We start from the raw sequence: 16083 nt of genomic DNA, 5'->3' as shown, positions 1-16083 counted from the left end.
AAAGCCGCCGTGTCGCCTTTCCGCCCCCCTCGCGATCGAGACGGGGCGTGACGCGAGATCCCGAGCTATCTCCGTGTGAGCAAAGAAAAGAGGGCAATTGCGATCTTTTCTGGGGGGAACCGGAACGGAGGCGGTTCATTCCTTTTCCCTAAGGCTGCCGGCAAATCCCAAACACCGAAGTGTAGCCGTGGAGGAACGTGCTGCCGGCCACAGGGCCAATTTCGCCGTTGCAGAAAAAGCCGCTCACCGGCACCTTGCCCAGATACCGGCTGAACAGTTCCGAATCAAAATTCGGCTCGCCATACAGCCCTGCGCCCCGCCCCAGACAGGAGAACATCAGAGCGCCGGCAGGCGGTGGGGCGTCGGATACCAGATCCAGGTAGCGCTGCAGGAGCATTTCCAGGTCTTCTGCGGAAGTGCGGGCGTCGCGCAGGTGGAACTGAATCCGCTGCCCCGGGCGCACCCGGTCCCCAATCGCAATTGCCCCTCCCTTCGGATCTACCCCCAGCAAATTGCGAATCAAAAAGTCTCCCTGTTCGAGATCCGGTTTGAATTCATCGCGCGCCACGCCCACAAACAGCGAGTGCTGCGCCAGCTGCCGGTCTTTCTCCTCGAGGGTTTGCAGCAAATCCCGCAGCACTTCTAGCGGCGGGCGCGACCGATCGCCATAGGCAACTCCCTCATTGAGAGCCACTACCACATTGCGCTCGCCGGCACTGACGCGGTACGGCTGGCCAATAGGCCGGCATCCCTGAGCCACAATCGTTTCCAGCACGATATTGCCGCTGAGCGCCAAGCCCACTGTCCCCTCTCGGTACAGCCGGGAGTTGCAGAACAGGGCCATACTGCTGCCGGTGGGGCCCCCGCTGGCCAATCCCCCCACTTTCGTCGCCCCTGGATAGGCAAAATCGAGCCCCTCAATTAAGTCACTGACTTTAAATGTGAGCGCATCCGCCAGGAGGACAAACTGCGGTTGCTGCGCCGCCGGCACCCCAATCAGCCGCACCCAGGCTTCTGGGGGGCTGTCGGAGTCGGGCAATTCGTCGGCGGAAATGTGAAACGACCGCACGTCCACGCCCGGCAGGTGGGCCAGAGTCAGGCTGAGGGCGGGCTCTCCTTCCCTCTCTTGGGGCTGTTGCTGCCGGTTCATGCCAATAATGCCGTTGCCGCTTGTGCCAATTAAGTGGGGCACCGGCAGCTGCTCCCGCAGCAAAGGCATCAGGCGGGAATACTCGCTGGCAAACGCCGACGAAATAAACACCAGCCCCAAATCTGCCGGTGCGCCCAACTGCTGCTGCGCTCCCTCTACAACTTCTTTAACTGCCGCTTCCAAGGAAGGACGGGTTGATAGGGCGTTTGCCCACTTCATCCGGTCTGCCATCGCTCTTGCCCTCCTGAAACTCTCACCGGTCTTGGCTTCTAGACCTCTGGCGCTTCCAGGCTCGAACCACACCCAGCCACAGGAGCGCCCTTGACACTCTCCGCGCTCGAGAGCGACGGAGATTCGGGATGGGAGCCCAAATGGACTCTCACGGGCGCAGCCAAAGCGCCCCTACGGGTTGCCTGAAGGCTTCCCTTTACGTTTTCGGTTTAACATGCTTTGCCTAGAAACTCTCGCCGATGGGACATCTTTGCTGCCGGCAGGTATATTTGCCCTCACGGGATGTCAAGCCCCACCCAATCGGGTCTAAGAGCTAGGAGCAACTCTATTCTACAGCGGCAGAACGCCGCCGGGTCGCATTTGCGCCCCGCGAGATCGCAGACGGGGCGTGACGCGAGCGAGCGAACTTCCTTCGTGTCACAGGGTTGGTGAGTTACCTTTGCTTTTGTCTCGCTTGCCAGTATTTCCCCCTCACCACCTATGGTAGGATACCTGCGACTGCGCAAGACAGCCCCAGGGCGCGCAGCTGCCCTGTTGCAACGAGCTAGCCTGGCAGCTTAACATGAGTTAACATATTATCTGTACACTCACGTGTCCGCGGCCTTTGGCGCTCCCTGAGCCGCCAAACCTTAAAAAATAAGGATCGATCCCGTCTGGCAGCTCTAGCTGCATGTATCACGTTCTCAGTGAGCGCCAGCGCGATTCACCGCCCCGAACACCTGACTGAACGCTCAGGATAGCGAAATCTTGAGTTCTGTCCGGTACTCACAGAACCTTATTGAGATCCCAAAATCTATGACCAACAACATCGAACAAACAATCGAACAAGAGCGGGAACAGGCTCGCGCCCTCTGTGATGCCTCCGGCGCAACTTCTCCTGAGTGTGCGGCGGCGTGGGATGCCCTCGAAGAACTGCAAGCAGAAGCCTCCCACCAGCGGCAAACCAAGCCAAAAACCAATTTTCAGAAATATTGCGATGACAACCCCGATGCGTCTGAGTGCCGCATCTATGAAGACTAATGCCGCCGGCATCTAGCTTCGGGTGATTGGGCCTAAAACCCCACTTATGGCAAACAACTGGAACGCAGCCTGCAAGATTCCAGTTGTTTGTCGTTTTTGACCGGCTCTCAGCCTGGCAATCCCCCTTTTCTCCTGGAAATGCCGGTTGACAAATCGGCAATACTTATGTTAAAATATTATGCCACCTGAACCTTGGTTTAAACCGCTGGTCTGGACAGATTACCGCTTGGCGGTTCTGTTTACGGTTATTATCCCTCTAATTCTGCTCATTTGGGCGTTTGTCCAGAAATCTGACCCGATTGTGCGGCTGTTGATTATCTACTGGCGGGTGGCTAGCTTGCTCGCTGTCACGGTTTACCTGATGATTGCGGCCATACCCACTAGCTTCATTACGGGGCTGGTGGCCCGGATTCTCATCCCCGTCTCCCTCTGGTTTTGGGTGGATCTCAACGAGGAAATTGACGACCAGCCCCAGTCGCCGCTGAAGCTGGCCCTCACCTCCTGGCGCTGGGCTGTCACGGTTTACAATGCCCTGGGAGTCCTGTTTCTCATTCCCTTTGTCCGCTGCGCTGGGTATGGCAAAAAAGACTTGATCGCCAACCAGTTTTGTAGCGTTTGGCTGGAGCCGCCTTGGGCTTATAAGGAGTATTTCCACGCGAATACCAGCGAAGATTTTTTAGGCTTTTTAGGAATTGTCGGCTTGCTGATTTATGCGGCTTATTTTAGCTTTTTTATGCTGAGGCTTAGCAAGCAGGGACGCTCCGCTACCGGCCAGTGAGAAGCACTCTGAATGTTCAATTTGGTTAGAGAGTGTTTGTAAAAAAAACGTGAGGGCGCTCGAACCCGGGGCAGCCACGGGGGCGGCCACCGGGGGCCTTCCCTACCCGATGCTTGCCATTAGCGGTTTTTAGTTGAATGAAGTACATGCCAGAAACCCGGTTTCTTAAAGAAACCGGGGTTCTCACTAAACAAAACCCGGTTTCTTCCCCCCTGCCGGCCTTAAGAATTCCTTTATAAACAGTCTCTAACAGGCGGAAGCGATATTAAGGACAGGCGAGACGCCTGTCCTACGTCCTAACCTAAGTGGCTGCTGCTATAATATTATTCAGGGACTAAAAGACTGTCAGCGATGAATAATTCTCCCGGACACCGGCTGGAAAAATACACCGCAAAGCGCCCTCAGGAAGTCCTGGTCGTCAGCGCTGAAATTGCGGGTGAACTAGATAAAATTATGATTTTTAAAGGCTATTCCAGTTCCTTAATGCGCCCTACGGCTTTCGACCCAGATGTGCCGGTGCTGCCGGCAGAGGCCAAGATTATCGCCATCGACCGGGCGCAAGGACCCTACAATCAGGCTAACCCCCGCTATCTCCAGCAAGGACTAACCTGGGAAGCGATGCAGGCTCTGCTGTCAGAAGTGGGAGTTTAGAGGATTTGGGATTTGGGATTTGGGATTTGGGAGATTTGAGATGCCGGGATTTGGGGATTTGGGGATTGGGATTTATAGCAGTATTCTCTTAGGTTAGGACAGTAGGACAGGCGAGACGCCTGTCCTACGCCTTTTATCCCTAGGCTACTGATGTCCGCGCCCAATTGCCGGCTGCTATAGTCCCAAATCGCCCATCCTTGCATCCAAACTAACTTTAGACCGGCACCATGCCGCCGGCAGCCTGAAAGCGAGAGCGGGCCCGCTTCAAGGCTTGCATGGCTTGAATTTGCTCTTGCTTGCTGTCGCCCTGCTGCGCTTTTTCGAGGCGGGTTTGGGCTTCGCTGTAGGCGGTGCGAGCCTTTTCCAGATCGATTTTGTCGCCGCGCTCGGCACCGTTGACCAGAATGATCACTTCGTTGTCTTCAACTTCGGCAAAACCGCCCATCAGCGCTATCGCCAGCCACTCCTTTTCGGGGCGGACTCGCATGACGCCGGTGTCGAGAGCGGTGAGCAGGGGAGCGTGTCCGGAGAGGATACCCAGCTGTCCAGTCGTGCTCGGCAAAATCACTTCTTCGGCAGATCCATCCCAAACTGTTTTGTCTGGGGCAATTACGCGAACTGTTAATGTCATATCTCAGCTGTCCTAATTGGGGAATGGCGCATGGGGCATGGCGTATGGGGCATAGGATTTTGGATGCCCGGATGCGTGGATGCGTGGATTGGATTGGGGATTGATTGTTCAATGCCCATCGCGATGATGCGATGATGCGATGATGCCCTATGCCCTATGCCCTATGCCCTATACCCTGTGATTATTTACCGCCGGCTTTGAGTTTTTCGCCTTTGGCAATCGCCTCGTCAATGTCGCCCACCATGTAGAATGCCTGTTCTGGCAGGTCATCGAGTTCGCCAGCCAGAATCTTCTGGAATCCTTTGATGGTCTTTTCTAGGGTGACGTATTTGCCGGGTGAGCCGGTGAACACTTCGGCTACGAAGAATGGCTGGGACAGGAAGCGCTCAATCTTGCGAGCGCGGGCCACTGTCTGCCGGTCGTCTTCAGACAGTTCGTCCAAGCCCAAGATGGCGATGATGTCTTGCAGTTCTTTGTAGCGCTGCAGGGTGGCTTGCACGGCGCGAGCGGTGTTGTAGTGCTCTTCGCCGACCACGTTCGGCTGCAGCATGGTGGAGGTGGAGTCCAGCGGGTCAACGGCTGGGTAAATGCCCTTGGATGCCAAGCCCCGAGACAGCACGGTGGTGGCGTCCAAGTGGGCGAAGGTGGTGGCCGGTGCGGGGTCGGTCAAGTCGTCTGCTGGCACATAAACGGCTTGAATGGAGGTGATTGACCCTTCGGTGGTGGAGGTGATCCGCTCTTGCAGCTCGCCCATTTCTGTACCCAGGGTGGGCTGGTATCCCACGGCGGAGGGCATCCGTCCCAGGAGTGCGGACACTTCCGAACCGGCTTGCACGAAGCGGAAGATATTGTCGATGAACAGCAGCACGTCTTGCTTGTTGACGTCGCGGAAGTATTCAGCCATTGTCAGGGCGGACAGTCCGACCCGCATCCGGGCTCCGGGCGGCTCGTTCATCTGGCCGTAGACTAGGGCCACTTTGGACTCGCCGAGGTTTTTTTCGTTAATCACCCCGGATTCTTTAAATTCGTTGTAGAGGTCATTGCCCTCGCGGGTGCGCTCGCCCACGCCGCCAAACACGGACACGCCGCCGTGCGCTTTGGCGATGTTGTTGATCAGTTCTTGGATGATCACGGTTTTGCCCACACCGGCACCGCCGAACAGGCCGATTTTGCCGCCGCGCCGGTAGGGAGCGAGCAAGTCTACGACTTTGATGCCGGTTTCAAACACGGAAGGCTTGGTTTCCAGTTCGGTGAAGGCGGGGGCTGACCGGTGGATGGGGAAGTATTCCGAGGTGTTGACCGGCCCTTGGTTGTCCACGGGTTCGCCGATGACGTTGAAAATCCGGCCCAGGGTGGCGGGGCCCACCGGCACGCGGATCGGTGCGCCGGTATCGACGACTTCCATGCCCCGCACGAGCCCGTCGGTGGTGCTCATGGAGACGGCGCGGACTTGGTTGTCGCCGAGCAGCTGCTGCACTTCACAGGTGACGGACACGTCCTGACCGGCTTCGTTTTTGCCGGTGATCGTCAGGGCGTTATAAATCTGTGGCATCTTGCCGCCCGGAAACTTAACGTCTACGACCGGGCCAATGATTTGGGTGAGATACCCTACGTTTGTCTTTTCTGCGGTGGTGACCATGCTCGCGCCTTGTACGCTGGGATAGTTTTACGGTGCGTTACAATTTTTCAGATTACCACTGAACGGGTTCGCCGCGAACTTTTCTTGCGCCTCGCCTCCCGCAAGCGGGCCCGGGACAGGGCCCGCTGCCGGGGGCGGAAGGGCCCGCCCCTACCGCTCGTTCCCCGGCTCCGCCGGGGAACGCTGCTCTGGAGGCTCCGCCTCCCTTTCCCCAATAAGGGCATTTACCCTCGTTTCCCGGGGATGCCTCATTGCCTGCTGCCCCATGCCCCATGCCCCATGCCCCATGCCCGGTGCCCAAAGCCCAAAGCCCAAAGCTAAAGAACCCCGGTTTCTCAAAGAAACCGGGGTTCTGGCATCTGAACACAGCGGTTGTGCTATAGCAGTAGGCACTTAGGGAACCTATATTCCGGCCTCCCTTGCTCCCGAAGCTCCCCCGCTCCCGAAGCTCCCCCGCTCCCGCCTCAAACCTAACCCTTTTTCTGCTGCTGTTTGCGCTTGAGCTTGGCACCGGCAACAAAAGAGCCAAACGCCAGTGTCCCCAAAATGGTAGTCGGTTCGGGGACAGCTTGAGAGGGTTGAGGTTCAGCAGATGGTTGAGCTTGAACGTTGCCGAGGCGGAACTCACCCATAGCAAAACCCTCAGCGCCACTGGGAGCGGTGATGGTGATCGAAGAGATCAGGTCTGTACCAGTAGTGTAGAACCCAAAATACTGGCCGCCCACATTACCTTGCACGCCCTGCGTCAGCGTCTGGGTGACGCCGCCGAAAGCTGTTACGGCAATATTGAACACAAGCGGTGCCAGAGAGTTTGTCTCTACGACCAAATCTAAAGCCGCGACAGCGTTAGCCAAGGAGATCGTCGTACTGTTAGCGCCTCCGTTAAAGTACACCGGGCTGCCGGTGGTGAGGCGCGAGGTGAGCAATTTGGCCCAGTCAGTGCCAACGTAAGCTTTCTGAACTGTCTTGCTGAAGCTCAAGGTGTTGGAGGGCGACGAGATTTGGTTTACGGAAGTGAACCCTCCGGGCACAGAGGGGTTGTTGGGAAGGCTCACCATATTGAAGCCCAGGTTGGATATGGTGTTTGCCCCCCCCGCGCCCCACCTTCCCGTGTCGCCCACCGCAAACAGTGCCGCATTGGCAGCCGGTGCGCTAGCGAAAGCCGCTCCTGCGGCGAGAACTGCGGCTCCAGTCACGACCCTAGAGAACTTTTTCATTACAGCAGATGCAGACATAAAGCTATTTCCTCCAAAAAGATGCAGTAGACGCGCTAGAGACACCCTGAAAGGTTCGCGAGCTAGAGGAGCCGCAGACCCCGTGAGATGCGTGATTGAGAGCCGCTAGTCCCCCCAAGTAGCAGTTGCTTTTGACGAGTGTGATTTGATCGCACTCCAATCAATGAGTGTTCTCGCCGCCGGACTTCAGGATCCGCACAACTACTAGCTTCACCAAAACTTTAAAGACCTCTCCGTAAACCTACTGGATGTCGCCTGACATAAAGTTCGATTTCGAGAAGTGTCATCTCAATCTAGATGGAACAAGTATGGCATATCTTAGCGGCTCTATACAAGGTGGTTTAATGAAAATTTCTTTGAACTTTATAGAGAAATCTCTGGAGTGGGCATCGCTCCTGCCTCCAGCTCAGCAGGCGGGCTGATTTGTCCCACACTGGCGCGGGGGCGGGGTGCGGGGCAAGCCCCCTGGGGAGCCCGCACGGAACGGCATTGCTCCTTCCCTGTCCTGAGGCTAATTGCGGTAACAGGAGCGTAAATTATAGCAGGGGTAAACCCCTGCGAAAAGCCCCGATATCGATCCCGATCGGCCCTGTACCTCGGTCAGCTGCTGTGGAGCGCTGCTTCCAGGCGGCCCGATAGAGCGATGATATCATCAATTCTTGCAATTTGGGCTACCCATTCTTGAGGGATGCGGTCAAATCCATAGAAAATTCCTGCTAGCCCGCCGGTGACTGCGCCGGTGGTGTCTGTATCGCCGCCCAAATTCACGGCTTTTAGCACGGCTTCAGCATAAGACGCGCTATTTAACAAGCACCACAGGGAGGCTTCTAGGGTTGAGATAACATAGCCATCTGACTTAATTTCACTCACCGGCAATTCGTCTAACTTGCCGCTAAAGATTCTTTTAAAATTAGCCAGTTCTGGTGCGTAAGGGGGCTGGGAGTAAATTTCTCGGACATTTTGGACGCCTTGGAGATACGCCGGTTTTGGCGCTAAGCCTTCCAACAGACAAGCGGCGATGCTGATATAAATGCCGCAGGCCATTTGCGATCTCTGGTGAGCGTGAGTGATGCGAGAAACCAGGTGTGCCCGCTGAATTAAGCTTGACAAGTCGAGGGTTTTGTGATAGAAGGCAACCGGCAAAATTCGCATCAGGGAGCCGTTGCCATTGCTGTGTTCCCCAGTGCCACCGGCTTCCAGGGGTGGGACGCCCCGTTCCAGGCGGTAAAGGGCTTCGCGGGTGGCATTGCCAATGTCGAAGACGTCACCGTGGGGAGTCCAGTCAGCTTCGCGGAACCACCGGCAGAAGGATTCGGCAATTGCCTCTAGAGAAAAGCCGGCACACAGAGATTCTGCCAGACACAAGGTGAGGGAGCTGTCGTCTGACCAAGTTCCCGGTGGCTGGCGGTAAGTGCCATAGCCTGTCATCCCCCTAACGGGCGATTTTATCCTGTCGGCGCGGCGGGAAAATTCCACCGGCACCCCCAAGGCGTCGCCGACACACACCCCCATCAAAGCGGACAGGACTTTTGAACCCGATTGCATCATGGCACCTGCTGGACAGTTGAAAGCCATAGCCGACACATCTACAGAGAACAGTTTATCCGCCCGGGGCTGCCGGGGGCAATTACTGTATCTTCCGATACAAATACAAGGCCCTCCAGTGGGAAGCTGGAGGGCGTTTCAGGTATTAAAACCACCATAAGAGAAGTTCAGCATCAGTACCGGCAGGATTGCCGGTGATTGGCAAATGATTCAGACTATCTGTGAGGAAGCCTGATTTTCACCTGTGGGAGGGCAGAGGTTTGATTGCTCAACCACCCACGGGGATATTTCTGATTACGACATAACCTGTGGGGGAGCGCAAGAGGGCGCTATCCCCTAAGGGGTGAGGCACCTTGCCACCCGCTGCATACCGGGCTTATTTAGGGGGTGAGAAACCGGGTTGCTTTGGCAGGGTCAACTCATATTTAAGGCCAGACGCTCAAGAAACCCGGTTTCTGTCTTATTTAGGGGGTGAGAAACCGGGTTTCTGTGGCAGGGTCAACTCATATTTAAGTGCACCACCAAAGAAACCCGGTTTCTGGCTTGAAGTCGTGGGAGAGTACCGCCGCACAGACGCAGGCATGATAAAATAGGAATCGACTTCAGAACGAGCAGTTATTTTTTACAGATGGCAAAGCAATCTAGTTCATTTGGCAGAACCGGCAGGTCAAACTCCTGCCAGAAAAGGCAAACCTGGACAAAAAATGGGCTGTTTTTAACAGTGATGGGCTGTTTGCTCCAGGCAAACGGCTCGGCGTCAGCCCAAATTATACCCGATGCAAGTCTGCCAAGCAATTCAACTGTAACGCCGGATGGCAGCACCGTTCGCATTGAGGGGGGAACGAAAGCCGGTGGCAATCTGTTCCACAGCTTCCAGGAATTTTCCATTCCCACCGGCAGCACTGCCCACTTCAACAGCGCCCCCGACATTAGCAACATCCTCACCCGCGTAACGGGGGGCAAAATCTCTAATATTGACGGCTTAATTCGGGCCAGTGGAACCGCTAACCTGTTCTTCATCAATCCCGCCGGCATTATTTTTGGCCCCAACGCGCAGTTAAATATCGGCGGATCATTTATAGGCAGCACTGCCAGCAGCATTAAATTTGCAGATGGCAGCTTTTTCAGCGCCACCAATCCGGCAGCGCCGCCGCTGCTGGCAGTTAACGTGCCGGTTGGCTTGCAGGTGGGGCCAAATCCGGGGGCGATTGTCGTGCGCGGTTCTGGGCACAATCTCAGTTTTACTGGGGAGACAGGCGTTCTTGAAAGGGAGGATAGCGCCCGGGGGCTGGCGGTGAAAGCCGGTAAAACTTTAGCGCTGGTTGGGGGAGAGATAGCATTAGAAGGCGGCAATCTAACGGCTGAGTCGGGACGGATTGAGCTTTGGTCAGTTGCTGGCGGTGAGTTATCTTTAGCAAGCAACAACTCACAGATAATCTTTAACAGCGGACAAGGGAATCCGAAATATGGAGACATACACTTATACGGGACAGCATTAATAGATGTCAGTGGCGCTCGCCTGATTCCAGGCGCAAGCGGGGGGATGGCAGAGGAATCTTTTACTAGCGGCGGATCGCTCCAGATACAGGCAAGGAATTTGACCCTGCAAGAGGGGTCAGCGATTTTGGCACTCACTCAAGGTTCGCAACCAGGAAAGAGTGTGAATGTCAGCGCCTCCGAGTCAGTGGAATTGATTGGCAGAACATCAGATGGGCGGTCTTCCAGGAGTTTTCCCAGCAGTTTGATGACTTTGACGAATGCTGCTGGAACGGGAGGTGATTTGAAGATTGAAACAGGCCGGTTAATCCTGCGGGATGGGGCAGTGATATCGACGGAAACTGACGGCGCAGGACATGCTGGGGCTTTGACCGTGCGGGCGAGAGAAGTCAAATTAGGGGGGCTTTCAGCCAGCGGTTCTCGTCTGACCGGCATTTTTTCCAATGCCGGCATTCCCGCCACCGGAGTCGGGGGTAATGTTACCGTTGAAACAGAGCAGTTAACTCTGGAAGGGGGAGCCGTAATGACCGTCAGTACATTCGCAGCGGGAAAAGGAGGCAATCTGACGGTGCGAGCCAACACTATTGAAATTCAGGGGACTTCTGCAGATGGCAAAATTGGCAGTGGCTTTTACGCCCGCGCCACGGTGGAAAAGGCGACAGGAGACGCCGGCAGCGTCACAGTTGAAGCCGAAAAATTGGCGCTCCGCAATCGGGGTGTCATAAATGTGTCTAATAAAGGAACCGGAAACGCAGGCGACATTAATATCAGCACCGGCACCCTGCAATTAGACAATCAAGCGGAGATGACTGCTAGCACTAAAGAGGGGCTAGCAGGGAATATCATCCTGCAAGTCCGGGAAAACATACAGTTGCGCCGTGGGAGCCGGATAACCACCAACTCAGGCGATACAAATGGCGGCAATATCGATCTCAATACAAAAACCTTGGTAGCTCTGGAAAATAGCGACATTACCGCCAACGCTCAAAAAGGATTTGGGGGTTCGATCGCTATCAATGCTAGAGCTATATTTGGCGCAGAATACCGAACTCAAACAACCCCCGAAAGTGACATCACTGCTACATCTCAAAAGGGCCCCAAATTCAGCGGGTTTGTGGAAATAAAAACGCCGGATGTTGACCTGAGATCGGGGTTGGTGGCGCTCTCCGCTCAGGTGGTCGATCTTGCCGGTCTAATGGATCGCAACCCCTGTGAAGCTGTTGCAGAAGGCAGCACCTTCACCATCCCCGGCAAAGGCGGTTTGCCCCTCAATCCCAGTCAACCTCTCACCAGCAACGCTGTGGCGATTGAGTGGGCGGCGCGGGACACTACCGAGCCGAGCAACTCTGCAATTCCTAACCCCCTAATACCCACATCGGGGCTCCCATCCCCAATCATTGAAGCACAAGGCTGGGCGATCAATGGCAAAGGGCAAGTGGAGCTACTGGCCAATCCCCCTAATGTTACACCCTCCAGTTCCTGGCACACCCCGGCTGAGTGCGGCAATTAACCGCACGTTTCGCCTTCTTTTTTCCCCTTGACAAACTTACGCGGTTATGATATAAAGAGTTGAGGTGCGGATTCGGGTATATTAGGGCTGGGAACACCGATTTGGTGGCTTATCTCCGGAACCGGATCACCCCAACCCTAAAAACCTTAAAGTCCAATAAAAAAGCCGCCCTATTTGACAGCAATCTGAAGCCGGCAACCGCCACGCTTAACTGCAAAAAAGATGAACCCCACCCGTCACCTTTGCTTCCTCGGCACGATTTCAGCCCTGTTGCTCACGGTTTCTAGCCCGGCACGATCCCAAATTATACCAGATGCGACCCTGCCAAATAATTCTGCCGTCACCCAGCAAGGGACAGCCGTGCGGATAGAGGGGGGCACTCGTGCCGGTGGCAATTTGTTCCACAGTTTCCAGGAATTTTCCCTCCCCACCGGCAGCGAGGCATTTTTCAACAGCGCCCCCGACATTAGCAACATCCTCACCCGCGTAACGGGGGGCAAAATCTCCAATATTGACGGCTCGGTCCGCGCCAATGGCACCGCGAACCTGTTCTTCATCAATCCGGCAGGCATCATTTTTGGCCCCAACGCGCAGTTAAATATCGGCGGCTCATTTATAGGAAGCACGGCAAACAGCATTAAATTTGTAGATGGCAGCCTTTTCAGCGCCACCCACCCTCAAACCCCGCCGCTGCTGGCAGTTAACGTGCCGGTTGGCTTGCAATTGGGGCCCAATCCGGGGGGGATTGTCGTGCGGGGGCCAAGGCATAATATCGAAATTGACCCAAACAACTTTTTTCAAGAAGTAACAGACCTGTATCTGCTAAACAATCGCCCGGTCGGATTGCAAGTCAGTCCGGGAAAAACTCTAGCCCTGGTTGGAGGCAATATTTTACTCGATGGAGGCAATCTCACCGCACCGGCAGGACGGATTATTTTGAGCGGCGGCGCGGGAGGAGAGGTGACGCTAGCCCCCGCACCCTCGGGTTGGGCGCTACAGTATGGCGGAGTGCAAAATTTCGCAAATTTCGCGAATATCCGCTTCGCCAACGCCTCATCCGCCATCACCGCTGGAGAAAGCGGCGGCAGCATTCAGATCCAAGGACAGCAACTTTCCCTGGAAAACGGCAGTGCGATTTTGTCGGCAACGCTGGGCTCACAACCGGGCGGGAACATCGACATCCGCACGGCAGATTCCGTAGAGCTTTCCGGTGCCAGTCCCCAAGGACTGTACAGCCTGATTGTAACGGAAGCCTATCCAGGTGCCACAGGAAAGGCTGGAAACATTAATATTGAAACAAGCCGGTTGCGCCTTCTCGAAGGGGGCTTGATATTTTCTTCTAGTTTTGGGACGGAAAATGCAGGATCTGTGACGGTACGCGCCTCGGAACAGGTAGAAATTAGCGGGACAGATTCGTCCGGATTCGGCAGCTACTTGGGAACCGCAACCCCGCCGGTTACTGCAGCCAATGCCGGCAACCTGACTGTAGAGACAAAAAGAATGATTCTCTCTGACGGTGCCCTAGTAACTGCTAGCACGAGCGGTGTTGGAAAGGGGGGAGCTCTGACAGTACGCGCCACGGAATCGGTAGATATGACGGGTGCGGATAAAAGGAATTCGCCCACTGCAGTGCAGACAGAAGCGTTTGCAGGCAGTACGGGACCGGCGGGAAATTTGACGGTGGAAACAGGACGGTTGAGCGTCAGCAATGGAGCGCTGATCTCTGCAGGGACGGCGGGCGCGGGAGCCGCCGGCACCCTGACAGTACGAGCGACGGATTTGGTGGAAGTTTCAGGAACCTCAGCAGACGGTAAAACTCCCAGCACGATAACAACATCAGTCGCGCCAGGAGGGAGCGGCGCGGGAGGGAATTTAACCATTGATACCGGGCGGTTAATCGTCCGGAATGGCGGGCTAATCTCAAGCACTACAGCTAGCGCCGCACCGGCGGGAAACCTGAGAATAAACGCGGCGGATTCAGTGGAACTGACCGGCACAGTCAGAGTGGCTGATATTTTGCAAGGACTTTCCAGTTTCCAGCTCAACCCGTCCGATTTGCGCAGCGGCTTGCTGGCCCTCAGCTTCGGGGGAGGGAATGCCGGAAATATAGAAGTTAATGCCGGAAAATTCACGGCTAGCAATGGAGCGGTGGCGCTCGCTTCTAATTTAGGCGGCGGTCAGGGGGGGTCAATTACCGTCAGCGCAAAAGACTCCGCAGAAGTGAGTGGCGCTCTGTTAACGAATGGGAATATACCGGGAAGCTGGGGAAACACCGGCGACATAACGATTAACACCCGGAATTTCACGGTGCGCAATGGAGGCGTAATCTCCACCGGCACGGCTGGATTCGGTCGGGGCGGAAATCTCACCGTAAACGCAACGGAATCGGTGGAACTGATCGGAAGCCAGCCCTATTATATTCTCGGTCAGATAACTAACTCCAACTTCAGTGCGGTAACGCTCGGACCGGCACCGGCGGGAAACTTAACGATCTCCACTCGCAGGTTGACGGTGAGGGATGGAGCCATCCTGTCAACTATCACTTACGGTCCTGGACAGGGCGGCGATTTAACGCTGAAGGCTGCCGATTCCCTAATAGTGGATGGAGGAGTTCGCGGGTTTCCCACCTACCTGGCAACCAGCTCCGCACAAAGCGGAGATGCTGGCGATTTGAAAATAGAAACGGGGAGGCTGACGGTTCGTAATGGAGCTTTCATCGCTGCAGACAGTTCTGCCACCGGAAGTGCCGGCAACTTGCAAATTATCGCCGGCTCACTGCGAATGGAAAACCGAGGCACCCTCAGCGCTCAAACCGCCGCCGGCAGTCGCGGAAACATCAGCGTGCGAGCCGGCGACATGCAGTTGCGCACCGGCAGCAATATCACCACCAACGCCACTGGCACAGCCACCGGCGGCAACATCACCATCAGCGCCGACACCCTCGCTGCTTTGGAAAATAGCGACATCAGCGCCAACGCCGCACAAAGTCAAGGGGGTCGCGTCAGTGTCAGTGCTGTTGGAGTTTTTGGCACCCAATTTCGCTCAGGACAAACCGCACAGAGCGACATCACCGCCACTGGGGGAAGACCTGAATTAAGCGGTACTGTGGAAATCAAAACCCCTGATGTTAACCCCGCCGCAGGGTTGCTTCAGGTGTCAGCGTCTTTCAGTGACATCAGCAATCAAATTGTTTCCGGCTGCGCGGCGGATAAGGGCAATCGCTTTGTGGTCACCGGACGCGGCGGAATTCCGGAAGACCCCAGCCAGCCCCTGAACGGGACGGCGATTTGGCGGGACGTGCGCCTTGTGGGGACAGCCGGCACCCAACCTCAGGCACGCAAGACTGCCGAATCCCCCATCCCGCCAGCACCGCCACTGGTGGAGGCGACGGGATGGGTGATGGGTGCTGCCGGTCAGGTGCAGCTGGTGGCCAATGCCCCCACTCCGCACAGTCCCTGGTACAGGCAGACTAAGTGCGGGAATTAAGCCCGCTGCCTCGTTTTTTATCTTGACAAAGGTGCAAGAAAGTGATAAGCTTCTAACACTTATGATTGGTTGGCTTGCCAGTCCCGCTGAATTCATGCCGGCCCCTCAAACTGACCTTCGTTCAACTCACCCAAACCAATGCTTCCCACCCGCAGCCTTTATCAAATCGGCACAATTTCTCTGCTGATGCTGGCAGCTTCAAGTCCGAGCCATGCGCAAATTATACCAGACGCAACCCTGCCCTTGCATTCGACCGTAACGCGGGATGGCAGCACGCTTCGCATTGAGGGGGGAACAAGAGCCGGTGGCAATCTCTTTCACAGCTTTCAGGAATTTTCCCTCCCCACCGGCAGCGAGGCATTTTTCAACAGCGCCCCCGACATTAGCAACATCCTCACCCGCGTAACGGGGGGCAAAATCTCCAATATTGACGGGTTAATTCGCGCCAATGGAACCGCTAACCTGTTCTTCATCAATCCCGCCGGCATCATTTTTGGCCCCAACGCGCAGTTAAATATCGGCGGCTCATTTATAGGCAGCACGGCAAACAGCATTAAATTTGCAGATGGCAGCGATTTCAGCGCCACGAATCCGGCAGCGCCGCCGCTGCTGGCAGTTAACGTGCCTGCCGGCTTGCAATTCGGGCCAAATCCGGGGAGAATTGTCAATCAATCGAGGGGAGCAGGAGCGAGTTTACCTGCAGTTCAACT

General features: G+C 55.8%; 12 protein-coding genes. 6 read left to right on the top strand and 6 right to left on the bottom strand.

The features are described 5' to 3' along the window. Positions 1 to 148 precede the first annotated feature (148 nt). Positions 149 to 1369 carry an FIST signal transduction protein gene (locus OSC10802_RS0109640; protein ID WP_198525252.1) on the bottom strand — a complete coding sequence of 407 codons (1221 nt, stop codon included), beginning with the start codon at positions 1367 to 1369 and terminating at the stop codon, positions 149 to 151. Positions 1370 to 2176: 807 nt separating this feature from the next. Between OSC10802_RS0109640 and OSC10802_RS0109635 the strand changes: the two genes are divergently transcribed. The 3 genes from OSC10802_RS0109635 (at position 2177) to OSC10802_RS0109625 (ending at position 3830) form a co-directional block, all read left to right on the top strand. After that, positions 2177 to 2401, top strand: coding sequence for a Calvin cycle protein CP12 (locus OSC10802_RS0109635; RefSeq protein WP_017716571.1), 225 nt, complete (start codon positions 2177 to 2179; stop codon positions 2399 to 2401). 178 nt (positions 2402 to 2579) lie between these two features. After that, positions 2580 to 3179 (top strand): DUF3177 family protein, encoded by a 600-nt coding sequence (locus OSC10802_RS0109630; protein ID WP_017716570.1) that lies wholly within the window; start codon positions 2580 to 2582, stop codon positions 3177 to 3179. A 351-nt stretch (positions 3180 to 3530) separates the two neighbouring features. Continuing rightward, on the top strand, positions 3531 to 3830 hold the full coding sequence (locus OSC10802_RS0109625; protein ID WP_017716569.1) for a DUF7734 family protein: 300 nt from the start codon (positions 3531 to 3533) through the stop codon (positions 3828 to 3830). On the opposite strand, the gene OSC10802_RS49365 is transcribed toward OSC10802_RS0109625, so the two are convergent. From OSC10802_RS49365 to OSC10802_RS0109600, 5 genes are all read right to left on the bottom strand, one after another. Then, positions 3827 to 4033, bottom strand: a complete 207-nt coding sequence (locus OSC10802_RS49365; protein WP_155967515.1) for a hypothetical protein — start codon at positions 4031 to 4033, stop codon at positions 3827 to 3829. The two genes, OSC10802_RS0109625 and OSC10802_RS49365, sit on opposite strands and share 4 nt — an antisense overlap. Positions 4034 to 4044: 11 nt before the next feature. Then, on the bottom strand, positions 4045 to 4461 hold the full coding sequence (gene atpC / locus OSC10802_RS0109620) for an ATP synthase F1 subunit epsilon (protein WP_017716568.1): 417 nt from the start codon (positions 4459 to 4461) through the stop codon (positions 4045 to 4047). A 181-nt stretch (positions 4462 to 4642) separates the two neighbouring features. Further along, complete coding sequence (atpD, locus tag OSC10802_RS0109615) at positions 4643 to 6100, bottom strand: F0F1 ATP synthase subunit beta (protein ID WP_017716567.1); 1458 nt, start codon at positions 6098 to 6100, stop codon at positions 4643 to 4645. Between the two features lie 470 nt (positions 6101 to 6570). Then, positions 6571 to 7335, bottom strand: coding sequence for a PEP-CTERM sorting domain-containing protein (locus OSC10802_RS0109610; RefSeq protein ID WP_026098339.1), 765 nt, complete (start codon positions 7333 to 7335; stop codon positions 6571 to 6573). A 600-nt stretch (positions 7336 to 7935) separates the two neighbouring features. Further along, positions 7936 to 8880, bottom strand: a complete 945-nt coding sequence (locus OSC10802_RS0109600) for an ADP-ribosylglycohydrolase family protein (RefSeq protein WP_026098338.1) — start codon at positions 8878 to 8880, stop codon at positions 7936 to 7938. Between the two features lie 628 nt (positions 8881 to 9508). Between OSC10802_RS0109600 and OSC10802_RS39415 the strand changes: the two genes are divergently transcribed. The 3 genes from OSC10802_RS39415 to OSC10802_RS39410 all read left to right on the top strand — a co-directional run. Beyond that, positions 9509 to 11887, top strand: a complete 2379-nt coding sequence (locus OSC10802_RS39415) for a filamentous hemagglutinin N-terminal domain-containing protein (protein ID WP_052334298.1) — start codon at positions 9509 to 9511, stop codon at positions 11885 to 11887. Between the two features lie 222 nt (positions 11888 to 12109). Next, on the top strand, positions 12110 to 15373 hold the full coding sequence (locus OSC10802_RS0109590; protein ID WP_017716562.1) for a two-partner secretion domain-containing protein: 3264 nt from the start codon (positions 12110 to 12112) through the stop codon (positions 15371 to 15373). 138 nt (positions 15374 to 15511) lie between these two features. Continuing rightward, positions 15512 to 16083 (top strand): filamentous hemagglutinin N-terminal domain-containing protein (locus tag OSC10802_RS39410; RefSeq protein WP_155968724.1); only part of this gene is annotated, 572 nt, incomplete at its 3' end.

The sequence above is a fragment of the Kamptonema formosum PCC 10802 genome (assembly GCF_000332335.1).
Taxonomy (GTDB): Bacteria; Cyanobacteriota; Cyanobacteriia; order Cyanobacteriales; family Oscillatoriaceae; genus Oscillatoria.
Note: the sequence above shows the minus strand (reverse complement) of the source record. Positions and strands in the feature narration are given on the sequence as shown.